10 protein-coding genes are annotated in these 13,981 nt (G+C 60.8%); 6 read left to right on the top strand and 4 right to left on the bottom strand.

Annotation, left to right across the window (positions count from 1 at the left end; translation table 11 throughout):
• Positions 1–2 precede the first annotated feature (2 nt).
• On the bottom strand, positions 3–500 hold the full coding sequence (locus BM346_RS14290) for a CinA family protein (protein WP_092014535.1): 498 nt from the start codon (positions 498–500) through the stop codon (positions 3–5).
• Positions 501–619: 119 nt separating this feature from the next.
• Between BM346_RS14290 and mutS the strand changes: the two genes are divergently transcribed.
• Together mutS and fdxA are read left to right on the top strand one after the other, a co-directional pair.
• On the top strand, positions 620–3,226 hold the full coding sequence (gene mutS, locus BM346_RS14285; RefSeq protein ID WP_092014532.1) for a DNA mismatch repair protein MutS: 2,607 nt from the start codon (positions 620–622) through the stop codon (positions 3,224–3,226).
• Positions 3,227–3,376: 150 nt separating this feature from the next.
• Positions 3,377–3,700 (top strand): ferredoxin FdxA, encoded by a 324-nt coding sequence (fdxA, locus tag BM346_RS14280; RefSeq protein WP_092014529.1) that lies wholly within the window; start codon positions 3,377–3,379, stop codon positions 3,698–3,700.
• Positions 3,701–3,776: 76 nt separating this feature from the next.
• Here fdxA and BM346_RS14275 read toward each other — a convergent pair whose 3' ends face one another.
• Positions 3,777–4,721 (bottom strand): DegV family protein, encoded by a 945-nt coding sequence (locus tag BM346_RS14275; RefSeq protein ID WP_092014526.1) that lies wholly within the window; start codon positions 4,719–4,721, stop codon positions 3,777–3,779.
• A gap of 262 nt (positions 4,722–4,983) precedes the next feature.
• On the opposite strand from BM346_RS14275, the gene BM346_RS14270 reads away from it, so the two are divergent.
• The 3 genes from BM346_RS14270 to BM346_RS14260 all read left to right on the top strand — a co-directional run bounded on the left by BM346_RS14270 (position 4,984) and on the right by BM346_RS14260 (position 8,257).
• Positions 4,984–6,165 carry a BaiN/RdsA family NAD(P)/FAD-dependent oxidoreductase gene (locus tag BM346_RS14270; RefSeq protein WP_092014524.1) on the top strand — a complete coding sequence of 394 codons (1,182 nt, stop codon included), beginning with the start codon at positions 4,984–4,986 and terminating at the stop codon, positions 6,163–6,165.
• 158 nt (positions 6,166–6,323) lie between these two features.
• Positions 6,324–7,388: a helix-turn-helix domain-containing protein gene (locus BM346_RS14265; RefSeq protein ID WP_092014521.1), complete on the top strand. Its 1,065-nt coding sequence runs from the start codon at positions 6,324–6,326 to the stop codon at positions 7,386–7,388.
• Positions 7,385–8,257, top strand: coding sequence for a lipase secretion chaperone (locus tag BM346_RS14260; RefSeq protein ID WP_092014518.1), 873 nt, complete (start codon positions 7,385–7,387; stop codon positions 8,255–8,257). Before BM346_RS14265 ends, BM346_RS14260 begins: the two co-directional genes overlap by 4 nt.
• A gap of 35 nt (positions 8,258–8,292) precedes the next feature.
• Here the strand turns inward: BM346_RS14260 and BM346_RS14255 are convergent, their stop codons facing one another.
• Both BM346_RS14255 and BM346_RS14250 read right to left on the bottom strand, forming a co-directional pair.
• On the bottom strand, positions 8,293–11,361 hold the full coding sequence (locus BM346_RS14255) for an efflux RND transporter permease subunit (RefSeq protein ID WP_092014515.1): 3,069 nt from the start codon (positions 11,359–11,361) through the stop codon (positions 8,293–8,295).
• Between the two features lie 4 nt (positions 11,362–11,365).
• Positions 11,366–12,445 carry an efflux RND transporter periplasmic adaptor subunit gene (locus BM346_RS14250; RefSeq protein WP_092014513.1) on the bottom strand — a complete coding sequence of 360 codons (1,080 nt, stop codon included), beginning with the start codon at positions 12,443–12,445 and terminating at the stop codon, positions 11,366–11,368.
• Between the two features lie 226 nt (positions 12,446–12,671).
• On the opposite strand from BM346_RS14250, the gene BM346_RS14245 reads away from it, so the two are divergent.
• Positions 12,672–13,976, top strand: a complete 1,305-nt coding sequence (locus tag BM346_RS14245; RefSeq protein ID WP_092014510.1) for a nitrate- and nitrite sensing domain-containing protein — start codon at positions 12,672–12,674, stop codon at positions 13,974–13,976.
• The last annotated feature ends 5 nt before the right edge of the window (positions 13,977–13,981 follow it).

Raw genomic sequence — 13,981 nt, 5'->3', positions numbered from 1 at the left:
CGTCACAGTTTCCGCAGATACTCTGCCAGCCCCTGCAGGGCGTATACCACGCTCTGTCGACGCACCGCGTCCCGATCACCGTCGAAATGGCAGCGTTGTGCGATAACTCCTGTGTCCGGCGCGCCCCAGGCGAACCAGACCGTCCCCACCGGTTTTTCGTCGGTCCCCCCTTCGGGGCCGGCAACACCGCTGACCGCCACGGCGAAGTCCGCGCCCGAGACAGTGACGGCGCCCTCCACCATCTGGCGGACAACCGGTTCACTGACCGCACCGCTGTGTTCCAGACTTTCGGCAGAAACGTGCAGTACATCACGTTTCATGCCATTGCTGTAGGTCACGAGTCCGCCAAGCATATAACCAGACGAGCCCGGCCGGTCCGTCAGCGCCTTGGCAATCCAGCCACCGGTGCAGCTTTCCGCCGTCACCATCGTCTGGCCCCGCAGGGACAGAAGGTCACCCACCTCACTGACCACCCGTTGTATGGTTTCATCTCTGAGCATCCATGGCCTCCTCGTTTCATCTGCCGCCTGATTCTCTTACAATCCCGTTGCCCGAACGCAACCGGCTTTTGGCCGATTCTACACCGGGATTCAGCAGACTCCAGTAAACGGACGCTTTCATGTCGGCAGCACAGAACGAACTCTCCAATCACACCCCCATGATTCGCCAGTACCTGAAAATCAAGGGAGAGCACCCCAATGAGATTCTGTTCTACCGGATGGGGGACTTCTATGAGCTCTTTTACGACGACGCTCGCAAAACCGCTGAGCTGATCGACATCACCCTGACCGCCAGGGGCCAGTCTGGCGGCCACCCGATTCCCATGGCGGGCGTTCCTTACCATGCGGCTGAGAACTACATCGCCCGCCTCGTCCGGGCCGGTCAGTCCATCGCCATCTGTGAGCAGGTCGGAGATCCGGCCACGGCCAAGGGGCCGGTGGAGCGCAAAGTGGTTCGCATCATCACCCCCGGCACCCTGAGTGACGAGGCCTTCCTGGAAGACCGTCGTGACAACCTGCTGACCGCCATCTTCAACCGCCGCGACGCCTTTGGCATCGCAACCCTCGATATTTCCAGTGGGCGCTTCGCGGTCTGCGAGCTTGACGGTGTGGACGCCCTGCAGGAGGAGATCCAGCGACTGAAGCCCGCGGAGGTACTGATCAGCGAGGATTTTCCCTACGGGGAGGTTCTTGAGGGCCTCAGCGGTATCCGCCGCCAGGGCCCCTGGCTGTTCGAGGCCGACACCGCCCACCGCCTGCTCACCCAACAGCTGCAGGTACGGGATCTGACCGGCTTCGGCTGCGAGGACCTGACCCTGGCCATCAGCGCCGCTGGTTGCCTGTTGCAGTATGCCCGTGAGACCCAGCGCACCGGCCTGCCCCACATCCGCAAGCTCACCCGGGAGCGCCGGGAGGATGCGGTGGTTCTTGACGCCACCAGCCGACGCAACCTGGAAATCGACACCAACCTTCTGGGTGGGCATCAGCACACCCTGGCCTGGGTCATGGACCGTACCGCCACCGCCATGGGCGCCCGGCAGCTGCGCCGGTGGCTGAATCGCCCCCTGCGGGATGTGGCAGAAGTCCATCACCGTCAGCACGCGGTATCCGCGTTGCTGGACGGTTTTCACTACGAACCGGTTCACGACCTGCTCAAGCAGGTAGGGGATATCGAGCGCATACTGGCCCGGGTCGCCTTGAGATCCGCCCGCCCCCGGGATCTCGCCCGCCTGAGGGATGCGCTTGGCACCCTGCCGGCATTGCAGAAGGCCCTGGAGCCGGTAAATTCCCACCACGTGGTGCGCCTGGCCACTCTTATCAGTGAGTACCCACAGCTGAGCGAACTGCTGGAGCGGGCGATTAACGATAACCCGCCCGTGGTTATCCGTGACGGCGGTGTCATTCGCGAGGGTTTCGACGACGAGCTGGACGACCTGCGCAACATCAGTGAAAACGCGGGCCAGTATCTGCTGGATGTTGAAACCCGGGAGAGGGAACGGACCGGCATAAACACGTTGAAAGTTGGCTACAACCGGGTGCATGGGTACTACATCGAAATAAGCCGGGCCCAGTCCGGCCAGGCACCGGCGGACTACATTCGCCGGCAGACCCTGAAGAACGCCGAACGTTTCATCACACCTGAGCTGAAGGAGTTCGAGGATAAGGCTCTGAGCGCCAAGAGTCGCGCCCTCGCCCGGGAAAAGGGCCTGTATGACGATCTCCTGGAAACCCTGGCCGGACAGTTGCCCGAGTTACAGGACAGCGCCCAGGCACTGGCGGAGCTGGACGTTCTCGCCAACTTCGCGGAACGGGCCACCAGTCTGCGCTTCACGGCGCCGGAATTCAGGGAGGGACCCGGGCTGGTAATGGAGGCCGGACGCCACCCGGTGGTGGAGCAACTGCTGGACGAGCCCTTTGTGCCCAACAACCTGTTGATGGATGAGCAGCGCCGCATGCTGGTCATCACCGGACCCAACATGGGCGGTAAGTCAACCTACATGCGCCAGACCGCCTTGATTGCGCTGCTGGCCTACTGTGGCAGTTTTGTACCGGCGGACCGGGCTATTCTGGGCCCGGTCGACCGGATTTTCACCCGCATGGGGTCCTCCGACGACATCGCCGGCGGGCGCTCCACCTTCATGGTGGAAATGACCGAAACCGCCAACATCCTCCACAACGCCACGGGCCACAGCCTGGTACTGATGGACGAGGTGGGCCGGGGCACCAGCACCTTTGATGGCCTGTCGCTGGCCTGGGCCACGGCCGAACACCTGGCGAGGGATATCGGCTGCTACACCCTGTTTGCCACGCACTATTTCGAGCTGACCCAACTGGCCGAGCAGCTGGATCATGCCGTCAATGTCCACCTGACCGCCACCGAGCACGAAGACAGCATCGTCTTTCTTCACACGGTCCACGATGGCCCTGCCAGTCAGAGTTATGGCCTCCAGGTAGCCCAACTGGCCGGCGTACCCCAGTCAGTGATCCGGCAGGCACGGTCGCAGCTCAGGCGACTGGAGGGCGAAAACGAGCCAGGGGGCACGTCCAGTGGCCGGCCTGCAACCCCGGAAACAGCACAAACAACTGTGGCCCTGCAGGGAGACATGTTTGCCAGCCTCGAGCCCAGCCAGGTGGAGCGCGCCCTGTCAGGGATCGATCCCGACGATCTGAGCCCCCGGCAGGCCCTGGAGCAGCTATACCGGCTGCGGGAATTACTTGGATCATAACGTTATAGCGTCCCGGCGCTTGCGGCAGCGCCAGGGCCTCCCTACAATATCGCACGCCAATTTATAATGTTCAGAAGACGGGCGAGGACAGGTTCGACAACGTTCACAACGCCCGCTGATGAGACAGACCACCAGACCAGGAACCTGATTATGACCTTTGTGGTTACTGACAACTGCATCAAGTGCAAATATACGGACTGCGTGGAAGTATGTCCGGTCGACTGCTTCTACGAGGGCCCGAACTTTCTGGTGATTGACCCGGACGAGTGCATCGACTGTGCACTCTGTGAGCCGGAGTGCCCGGCCGAGGCAATATTTTCCGAAGATGAGCTGCCCGCGGGCCAGGAACCGTTTGTCGAGCTCAACGCGGAGCTCGCGGGGAAGTGGCCAAACATCACTGAAAAGAAAGACCCCCTGCCGGACGCGGAAGAGTGGGACGGCAAGCCGGACAAGCTCAAGTACCTGGAGCGCTGATACCGGTCGGATTGTCACAAATGGAAAGGGGAGCTTCGGCTCCCCTTTTTACTGACAGCTTCTGACAACCCCGGATTCAGTCCTCGAACTCGTGATCCTCCGCTGCGAGGGACAGACAGATACTGCCCGGGCCAATATAGATGCTGCTGGTGATGCCCATACGGGACAACAGCAGTTCGACGCCGTTATCGGCGCAGGCCTGCTTAAGCCGGTCCAGCCCCGGCAGGGCCTCAATTTCGTCCCAGTTCATACCGCAGGAAAGCGACACCGTCGGCGTCAGCAGCCCCGCCTGGATGCGGCGCACTGCATAATCCATCACTTTCTCCACCGCGGCATCCATGGAGCGGGTCTTGGCTGCGGGTTTGCCAACCGAGCCTCTTCCCCAGATTACCGGTGTGATATTGAGGGCCTTGCCGAGGAACGCCGCGACACCGGATACACTCTTGTCCCCCCGGCGCCGTGCCCGCTCGCGGATGTAGTGCAGGTCCCGTGGCACCACGCAGATCCACAGCTTCTGCGAGAATGTTTCCACCTGGTGCCGGAGGGCATTCTTGGACAGCCCCTTCTCCAGCAGGCCGAGGGTGTAGGCCGCCAGCAGCCCCTGCCCTGCGAACAGCTGTTTGCTGTCAATAACACGCATTGTGAAGTTACCCTCGATACCCGCCTGCGCACGAACGGTGTTGGCCTGGGCCATTACCATATTCATGGCTTCCGTGGCATTTTCGTAGATCTTGCTGCGGGACCGGTCAACCGTCTCGCATATCGCCACATCATAATTCGGTACGATTTTCTGCAGGAAAAGGTCACGGATCTGCTCGGCGGAAAAGGCCTCGGTTTCCGCTTGATGGCCCTTGTCCAGAAGGCCCTGGTCGTAAAAGTCCTGGGTGGTGGCGGGATCGTGGTCGTCGACAAAGGTCCTGTTATCGATTTTCGCCGTCAGGGGAAGGATAAAGATGCCATGTTTCCTGATGAACTCATGGGGAAGATCGCAGGCAGAGTCTACGATAAGGCCGACTTTCATGGTTATCTCCACTTGATAGCGCTTCAGTAACACCGGCACGTGATCGGGGGCCGGAACGCCCCGGTTGTTATTATGACAAACAGAACATACACGAGTGTCTGGAAAATCCGGGTCAATGTAAATCTGAAGACTGCCCCAAACCTATATTTCACATCCTTTGACAATGGATCGGAAGGCTCGGTTCCACGACATCCATCTTTGCCGGCGTTATACTGGCGCTCCTCCTGATCCGCCAGGACCGTTTACGGAGAGCTTATAATCCATGGCCCAGACCCATGATGTGGTGATTATCGGGGCCGGTGCCGCCGGTTTGATGTGTGCCGCCACCGCCGGCTACCGGGGGCGCCGCGTGCTGGTGCTTGATCACGCCAACAAGCCGGGCAAGAAAATCCTGATGTCCGGGGGCGGACGCTGCAATTTCACCAACCTCAACAGTTCGCCGGCCAATTTCCTGTCAGAGAATCCCCATTTTTGCATCTCCGCCCTGAAACGTTACACCCCACACGATTTCCTGGAACTGGTGGAGCGCCATGGTATCGAGCACGAGGAGAAAGCGGCAGGGCAACTGTTCTGCAGGCACAGCGCCAGGGAAATTCTCGACATGCTCCTTACGGAATGCGACTGGGCCGGAGTCGAGATAAGAATGAAGACGGGAGTCACGGGGGTTACCACCACAGCCGCCGGATATCGGCTCGAAACCAGTGCCGGGCCAGTGGAATGCGAAGCCCTTGTTATCGCAACCGGCGGGCTGTCGATACCCACCATGGGCGCAAGTGGATTCGGTTATGAGCTCGCTCGACAGTTCGGTCTCCCGATCGTGCCCACCCGCGCCGGTCTTGTACCTTTTACCCTGCATGCAGAACTCAAGGCTCACCTGGCCCCCCTCGCCGGTATCAGCTGCCCGGTGGAGGTGAGCTGCAACAACGAGCGGTTCCGGGAACCCATGCTGGTTACCCACCGTGGACTGAGTGGACCTGCCATGCTTCAGATTTCAAGCTTCTGGCACCCCGGTGATTCCCTGTCCATCAATCTGTTGCCGGCTCATGACCCTCACGGGGGGCTTCGTACTCTGAGACGACAACAGCCTGGCCAGACGGTGGAGCGATACCTGTCCCAGTTTTTGCCCAAGCGCTTCGCCCAGGCTTTCGCCCTGCAATATGGCTGGTCGCGACCATTGCAGGAGTACCGCAACCACGAGCTTGACGCCATTGCCGACACCCTCTCCGGCTGGACACTGACGCCTGCCGGCACCGAAGGATACCGGACGGCGGAGGTCACCCTTGGTGGCGTCGACACCCGCCAGCTCTCCTCTCGCACCATGGAGGCCAGCGACCAACCCGGGCTCTATCTTATTGGCGAGGTGGTGGACGTAACGGGCCATCTGGGCGGGCACAACTTCCAGTGGGCCTGGGCCTCCGGGGTTGCCGCCGGGAACGTTGCCTGATGATTAACTCAGCGAAACCAGACGGGGCACCATTCCCGGCGCCATCCAGTCATTTTGTTAAGGGGTTCCTGTTTCCCCGATGAGAAAAGGGGCACACTGATAAAAACGGTTACAATGCCGCCACAACAATACCGTTGACAAACCAAGGGGCTCTCCAAATGGACTTCAACGCCAGGGTGATCCCGCTTCACCTGCACCCGCTCGGATTTATCGAGGTTTTTACCCGCCACGGCGCCAACCTCACGGACCTGCTGAAAGGCACCGGCATCTCCCCTGCGATGTTTGACATGCAGGACATTCGGATCAGCTACCTCCAACAGCAGACCCTGGTCCGAAACGGAATCCACCACTGCCGCAAACCGGGGCTTGGCCTGATCACGGGTATGGAAATGGACTGGAGCTTCTGGGGCACCCTGGGCTACATCATTCACTCCAGTCCAAGTCTCAAGGAAGCTGGAGAGGCGTTTCGCCGTTACCTGGTCATAGCCCAGCCCTATTACGCCCTGATGGTATCCCGCCCTACGACCTACATTGATTGCAACCGTCGGGTCGTGGACCCATTGGTCTACGCCGCAGACGACGTTTTCGATGACGATATACGCCTGTTCACGGTGGAATTCAGGGTCGCCATGACTGCCAGGCTATGGACCCTGTGCGGCAACCCGGACACCAGGGACACCGATGTGCACATTACCCTGGACTATGCCGAGCCGGCCCACGTGGACCTGTATGGGGCTCTGCCCTGCAAATCGGTTGCCTTCGGCGCCGAAAAGTCTGCCATCTCGGCCGATTACGCCTACGTCATCAAGCATTTCCGGCCTTACCGGCGCCGCGCATACCGAAAACTGATCCAGCAGTGTGAACAGGAGCTGAACCAGGCACCAGTGGATATCAGCTTCACTGACCGTGTGCGCTGGCATGTACGGGCCCACTTCAACCCAAATATCGATCTGGAACATGTGGCACAGGGCATGCAGATGCCTCCCCGGTCGCTGACCCGGCGGCTCGCCAGTGAAAAGACCTCCTTCCGCAAGCTACTGCACTCCGTGCGCATGGAAATCGCCACTCACCAGTTGCGGGCGTCGGCCCTGAGCGTTGATGAAGTGGCGGAAATTGTCGGTTTTTCCTGCGCCTCCAGCCTGCGGCGTGCCATGAAGAAGTGGGCCGGCACCACCATTTCCCATATCCGTGAACGACAGGGCATTGAGGAGCTGATGCCATGAGCACACGGGTTGGCAAGTCGCGGCAACCGAAGACGGAGCCCAGGGGGTCTTCCAGGACCACATTGCTGGGCATTGGCGCACTGGCTCTCACTGGTGTCGCCGCCGCCATCTGGATTGGTGGCAGGGCCATGATGCCGGAGCCTGCCCCCCAGGCCAGCAATGAGTACGAGACCGCGCAGGCCCAGGTTCAGAAGGAAGCGGAGCCGGCCGCCGAGTCCGGTGAAGCGCCACTGTTTTCTGAGTCCCTTCTGACCGCCGACCAGACACCCGAGACAGTCGAGACCGAACCAGCCGAGGATGTTCCCTCGCTGGATATTCCCTTCGGGCTTGAGCAGATTGCGATTGCCCTGAGCCGTGTGGAAATCGGTGAGGACGGCCAGGTAGTGATCAATGAAAACGCCCAGACGATTCTGGAGCAGGCCTTTCTGGATGCCGGACCGCAAATGAACGAAGAACAGCTGGCCCAGCTCAAGACCCTGATCGCGGCGGGCCTGGAAGGGCCGGCAGGCGAACAGGCGGTCGACATCGCCGAAAAATTCTTTCGGTATAGCAACGCCTTCAAGGAAATCTCCGACACGCTGGCTGTCAGGGCAGACCCTGCCTCACTGAAGGACGACTACGAACAGGTTGCCAGGCTGCGCCGCACTCACCTGGGCCCGGAACTGGCGGAACAGCTTTACGGTCGTGAGGAAAAGCTCACGCGCTACACCCTTGAAGTAATGGAAATTCAGGCCGATCCGAACCTGACGCCGGAGCAACGGGAGGAAAAACGACAGGCCCTTGCCAGTGAATACCCGCACCTGCTGGGCCCCGACGAGGCCAGTAAAGAGAGTGGAGAAACCCCCTTACCGGCTCAGGCAACCAACTGATATCTCCCGAGGCACCCACCGGGAGTCTTCCTGCATCAGGAAACTGGCTCCCTGCCTGGTGGGCCGAATCTCGCTCCGAGAACCAGCAGGGCTGGCGTCAGCAGCAGGGTCAGTAAGGTTGCGAAGGCGAGACCACCGGCAATAGCGCTGGAAAGTTGTGTCCACCACTGGGTGGAAGGCGCGTTAATGCCAAGTGACGGTGTGATCAGGTCCACATTCACTCCGACCACCATCGGGATAAGGCCCAGGATGGTGGTGCCCGCCGTCAGAAGCACCGGCCTCAGGCGCAGACACCCCGTTTCCAGGGCCGCATCGAATGGGCTCATACCTTCTGCCCGAATCCGGTTATAGGTATCGATCAGAATGATGTTGTTATTCACCACAATGCCGGCCAGGGCGATGATACCCATTCCCACCATGACGATCCCGAACGGCTGACGGTTAAGCAGCAGCCCCAGCAGCACACCCGCGGTCGACAAGGCGATGGCGGACAGGATCAACAGGGTCTGATAGAGCGAGTTGAACTGGGTTACCAGAATCAGCACCATCAGGGCGATGGCGACCAGAAACGCGGTCATGAGGAACTGCATGGTTCGACGTTGTTCCTCGTCCTCACCACCGTAGAGCAGACGGACAGACGCCGGCAACTCAGGCAATTTTTCCCGCAGCAGAGTGAGCTGCCGGTCAGCGTTTACACCCGGTGCCACATCGGCCTTGACGGTAATGGCGCGCTGGCCGTCCAGCCGCGCGATGGTACCGGTCTTCTCGGCGGGTTCAAGACTGACAAACTGTGACAATGGCACCTGGCCACGACTGGTATTAATGGTCTGACGCTCGAACTGATCCAGTTCCCGCCAGGCATTGGGCACACGCACCGCGATGTCCACCTCATCCCTGACATCCTCGGGGCGGTAGGTTGCCAGAACCAGGCCGTTAGTGACCAGGCGCACCGAGCTTCCGATACTCAGCACATCGGTCCCGAACCTGGCCGCCGCCTCGCGGTCGACCTCCAGGCGCCATTCGATACCTGGCAGGCTGCGGTCGTCTTCCACATCCTTGAAGCCGTCCATGTCATCCATGACGGCCCTGAGCTGGGTGACATAGGTATCAAGCGCCTCGTAATCACTGCCGGTCACCATGATTTCGATGGGCTTGCCGGCGCCGGGACCATCCTCCTGCTGGCGAAATTCAAGCACGATGCCTGGCATATCCGCGGTAATCTCGCGGAATTGCTCCAGGATGACCGACGCGGGGCGGCGCAGATCCCAGTCCACAAACTGGAACTGCAACACACCGATAACATCTGGCGCCAGCTGACTGCCCGGACTGATCATTGAACGACCGTACAGGGTCTCCACTTCCGGCATGCCGCTCAGGCGACGTTCAACCTCTCGCACGATGACATCCCGTTCCTGGATGGACATATCCCCCCTGGCCCTGACCTGAACCTGGGCTGATTCCGGCTCCACATCGGGAAAGAACTCCACGCCGTGGTTAAACGATTTGTAGGCCCAGCCGATGGAAACAATGATCACCAGGGCTCCCAGAAGGGTCAAGCCGGGGTAGCTCAGAAGGCGACGCAGAACCGAGCGGTATCCCTTCAGGAATCGGCCCTCTCCGCCGGGCTGCCGGGTTCTCCGACCGCCGCTGACGCCGCCCATAACCGGCAGGAACACCAGAGCCATGGCGAGCGAAGCGGTCAGACAGACAATGACGGTAATCGGCAGAAACTTCATGAACTCACCGACCGTATCGGGCCAGAAAAGCAACGGCACGAATACCGCCAGTGTGGTGGCGGTGGAAGCGATCACGGGCCACGCCATGCGACTGGCTGCCTCCGCCCAGGCTTTCGCCACCGGCATGCCCTCCGACAGATTCCGGTCCGCCAGTTCAGAGACCACAATGGCGCCATCCACCAGCATGCCGGCGACCAGGATCAGGCTGAACAGCACAACAATGTTGAGGGTGTATCCCATGGCCCAGATCAGGAGGATTCCGGTCAGAAAAGCACCGGGAATGGTGATGGCCACCAGGCTCGCCGACCGCGGTCCCATGGCTGCGACAACAACGATAACCACCAGCACAATGGCGGCGAGGACATTGTTCAGCAGGTCAGAGAGGATGTTACGAACGTCCTGGGACTGATCCATGGTGTAGCGAATTTCAAGCCCCTCCGGGAAACGGGACGACGCTGCCTCGACCAGGCCACGTACCTTGGCAACCGTTTCCAGGATGTTGGCGCCGGCGCGCTTTGACACCTCCAGCACCACCGCCGGTTCGCCGTTGATGCGGGCGAACCCGGTCGGGTCCTTGAAGGTTCGTTGCAGTACTGCCACGTCGCCGAAGGTCACCACCCGGTCGCCACTGACCTTGACCGGCATCGCAAGGACGTCCTCCACGTTCTCCACCACGCCCGGCACCTTGATGGCAAGCCGACCGGCGCCGGTGTCAAGACTTCCCGCCGCCACCAGCTGGTTGTTCCGGGCAACCAGCGTAGCGAGCTGATCGTAGTCCACGCCGTAGCTTTCCAGGACCTGGGGCGCCACCACAATCTCGAGGAGATCCTCCCGCTCGCCACCGATCTCCACCTCAAGGACTTCCGGAATACCCTCGATGGCGTCCTGCAGACGCCGGGCGACGGTGATCAGCTCGCGCTCCGACAAGGGGCCGGATAGCCCGATGGAGAGAACCGGGAACAGCGACACATTGATTTCATTGACCGTGGGCTCGTCCGCTTCGGAGGGCAGTTCAGCCTGGGCCGTGTCCACTTTCTCCCTAACGTCCTGGAGTGCCAGATCGGGATTGAATCCGGCATCGAATTCCAGCATCACTGATGCATGGCCTTCCGAGGCGGTACTGCGCATTTCCTTGACGCCTTCCAGTGACCTCAGCTCCTGTTCCATCGGCCGGACGAGGAGCCGCTCGGCATCTTCCGGACTGACACCCTCCAGGGTCATGGAGACATAGATCATGGGAATGGTTACATCCGGATTGGCTTCCTTGGGAATGGTGAGGAAGGCGGTGATGCCACCGGCAAGCAGGAACAGCAGAAGCAGAAGCGAGGTGCGGCTTCGATCCATGGCCGCGTAGATGAAGCCTCTCATAGGGTTATCCCTCGGCGCCCGACAGTACCGGCCGGACCTTCTGTCCCTCGGTCACAAATCCCCCACCCCGGGTAATCAGCCGGATCGGGAAAGGCGCCCCGGAAACCCAGGCACCCTTTTCGCTGACGCTCAGCAGATCAACCGGAGTGAACGTCACTTCGTCGTCTGTGTTTACATGCAGCACACCCGGACGGCCCTCGTCTCCCAGGCTCAACAACGCCGGGGATATGAAGAGCGCTTCTACCGGCGGCTGCGCAATGGCCAGGCTGGCACTACTACCGGCGACCCGCAGACCCTGCGGGTTGGGCACTCTGGCCTCGATGGGAAAACTTCGGGTTTCAGGGTCCGCCGTGCTCGCGACGAAGGTAAGCTCGCCTGCGAGCTCCCGACCGTCCAACAGGGTGATTCGCACTTCCTGGCCTGACATGAGGCGGCCCGCCTGCTGCTGGGGAACAAAGCCGGTGACCTTGAGCTGATCCACCTGGACCACCTCGAACAGAGGTTCGCCCACCTGGACGAAGCTGCCGGATTCCACATAACGGGCGTTAATGACCCCGTCGAATGGGACGGAGGGCGTGAGGTACGCCATGGCGAGCTGTGCCTGCTGAAGATCGGCCCGTGCGGATGCAAGCTCGGCCTCGAGTCGGAGCTTTTCGGATTCGGAAACCAGGCGGTCGGAGCGCAGACGGTCGACCGCAGCCAGGTCCGCCTCCAGCTGCCGTACCCGCGCCCGGCTGCGGGCAATCGCCGCCGGTCTTTCATCCGCGGAAAGTGTCAGTAACGTATCGCCCTGCGCCACCGGCTGCCCCAGCTCCACCGCAATGCTTTCCACCACACCGCTGAGGCGGGAACTAACCACCAGGCGTCGCCATGGCTCCACTTGTCCCTGCAGGCGAATGCTGGGCCGGAACATTTCGGACTGACGACGCTCCACTTGAACCGAGGCGAGCTCGGACGCTTCACGAAGTTCTTGCGGGGCACCCTCATCTCTCGCCGACCGGATATCACCGGTTGCCAGCCACACCACCAGAAGAACCGCCGCCACGCCCGAAAGCCCTACCGCGATTAACCTGTCCCTGGACATGTTTTTTTTACTCCTGGATTGAATTCGGCCGAGCCACCAGCGCCGCTTATTGTTTGCAAGCGGCTATTCTGGCAAAAAGCCGGTCGGCGCTCAAACGATCGTTTGTGGTGGCAGTAATGGAAACGCCCGGCGCCCACTGGCCTGGTAATTGCTGGAAACCGTGTAATCCAGATCGATTCCAGAACCCGGCATTCGATCAGGCCGGATAACCCTCCAGGAAGGTCCAATGATGACAGCCGAAAAAATGGGCTCCACACACCGTCCGCGTCCCCGGGCGACCGATTACCTGATCGCATCGAAGCGGTGCGAGCTGAGAAACCTCGAATGCTTCCTGCAGATGGGCAAACTGGTGCTCAGTATCGGCAACCTGATTCATCACCTCCAGCGCGAGCGGGGTGCTTCCAACGTCTACCTCGGATCGAAAGGGGAACGTTTTTTCGACGAGCTGGGTGCCATGGTCAGCAACAGCAACCAGCAGCAGCAGACCTTTGAGTATGAGTTGCTGGAAATCCAGGCTGAACTGACCAGTCATCCCGCCAGCATCAGCCTGCTGAACAGTATCGCCGCTGCGCTCCATGGCCTCGACATCCTGCCGGTTCTGCGGGCGGACATTCGCCGGCAATCCGTTTCGGCGGAGATCGCCATCGAAAGCTATAACGAGCGCATCCGCCACTTGCTGGCCGTGGTTTTCGAGGCGGCCGAAACAGTGGTGGACCCTGCCATTGCGGGCATGCTGGTGGCCATGGTCAACCTCATGCAGGGCAAGGAGATGGCCGGACAGGAGCGGGCCAGTGGCTCCCTCGGATTTTCCAGGGGCCACTTCGACAGTGCACTCTCCCGGCGCATAGCGCACCTGATTGATGCACAGGAACGATCCTTTGCCGTATTCGAGCGTTTTGCCGACGAGGAACTCCTGATGCTTTGGCAACACCACACCAACGCTGAGTACTGGCGGGATCTGCAACACCTCAGGGGGCTGGCGTGCTCGGTGGGCCGCTACAAGCCCCTCGACACAAACCTGTCCGGCCAGTGGTTTGAACTGACGACCCAGCGTATCGACGAACTCAAACGGATTGAGGATACGCTGGAGGACCATTTCCATCGCCGTTGCATCGCTCGCTACACGGAGGCCCGGAGCGCCCTGACCCATGAAGAGGACCTGATGGACGCCCTGGATGATGCTGGTCCTGACCAGGACCCGATGCGGGCGCTCTGCACTGGCGATTACCCCGGCGATAAGCCGGATGCGTATCGCAGCGACGGGGTCGGCCAGAAACTGGGACGATCCGTATTCGAGCTGGTCCAGCAGCAGGCGGTCAGACTCGAACAGCTCAGCGGGGAGCTGCGCCTGGCGCGGGAAGCGCTGGAAGACCGCCGGACCCTGGAGAAGGCGGTTCTGCTGCTGATGAAGCGTCAGCGGATCTCAGACGACGAAGCCCATAAACAACTGAGAAAGCTGGCCATGGACCAGGGTCGGAAGCTGCCGGAGGTGGCCCGGTCGGTTCTGGAGATGACGGCACTACTGCGATAACGGGA

The sequence above is a fragment of the Marinobacter daqiaonensis genome (genome assembly GCF_900115285.1).
GTDB lineage: Bacteria > Pseudomonadota > Gammaproteobacteria > Pseudomonadales > Oleiphilaceae > Marinobacter > Marinobacter daqiaonensis.
The sequence above is the reverse complement of the archived record's forward strand: the minus strand, read 5'-3'. Positions and strand labels throughout refer to the sequence as shown.

What these genes read in the sequence shown, in the direction of transcription:
- BM346_RS14275 (WP_092014526.1), bottom strand. Translation starts at nt 4,721, where the DNA reads ATGAAAGTCGGCCTTATCGTAGACTCTGCCTGCGATCTTCCCCATGAG.
- fdxA (WP_092014529.1), top strand. Translation starts at nt 3,377, where the DNA reads ATGACCTTTGTGGTTACTGACAACTGCATCAAGTGCAAATATACGGAC.
- BM346_RS14290 (WP_092014535.1), bottom strand. Translation starts at nt 500, where the DNA reads ATGCTCAGAGATGAAACCATACAACGGGTGGTCAGTGAGGTGGGTGAC.
- BM346_RS14270 (WP_092014524.1), top strand. Translation starts at nt 4,984, where the DNA reads ATGGCCCAGACCCATGATGTGGTGATTATCGGGGCCGGTGCCGCCGGT.
- BM346_RS14250 (WP_092014513.1), bottom strand. Translation starts at nt 12,445, where the DNA reads ATGTCCAGGGACAGGTTAATCGCGGTAGGGCTTTCGGGCGTGGCGGCG.
- mutS (WP_092014532.1), top strand. Translation starts at nt 620, where the DNA reads ATGTCGGCAGCACAGAACGAACTCTCCAATCACACCCCCATGATTCGC.
- BM346_RS14245 (WP_092014510.1), top strand. Translation starts at nt 12,672, where the DNA reads ATGATGACAGCCGAAAAAATGGGCTCCACACACCGTCCGCGTCCCCGG.
- BM346_RS14265 (WP_092014521.1), top strand. Translation starts at nt 6,324, where the DNA reads ATGGACTTCAACGCCAGGGTGATCCCGCTTCACCTGCACCCGCTCGGA.
- BM346_RS14255 (WP_092014515.1), bottom strand. Translation starts at nt 11,361, where the DNA reads ATGAGAGGCTTCATCTACGCGGCCATGGATCGAAGCCGCACCTCGCTT.
- BM346_RS14260 (WP_092014518.1), top strand. Translation starts at nt 7,385, where the DNA reads ATGAGCACACGGGTTGGCAAGTCGCGGCAACCGAAGACGGAGCCCAGG.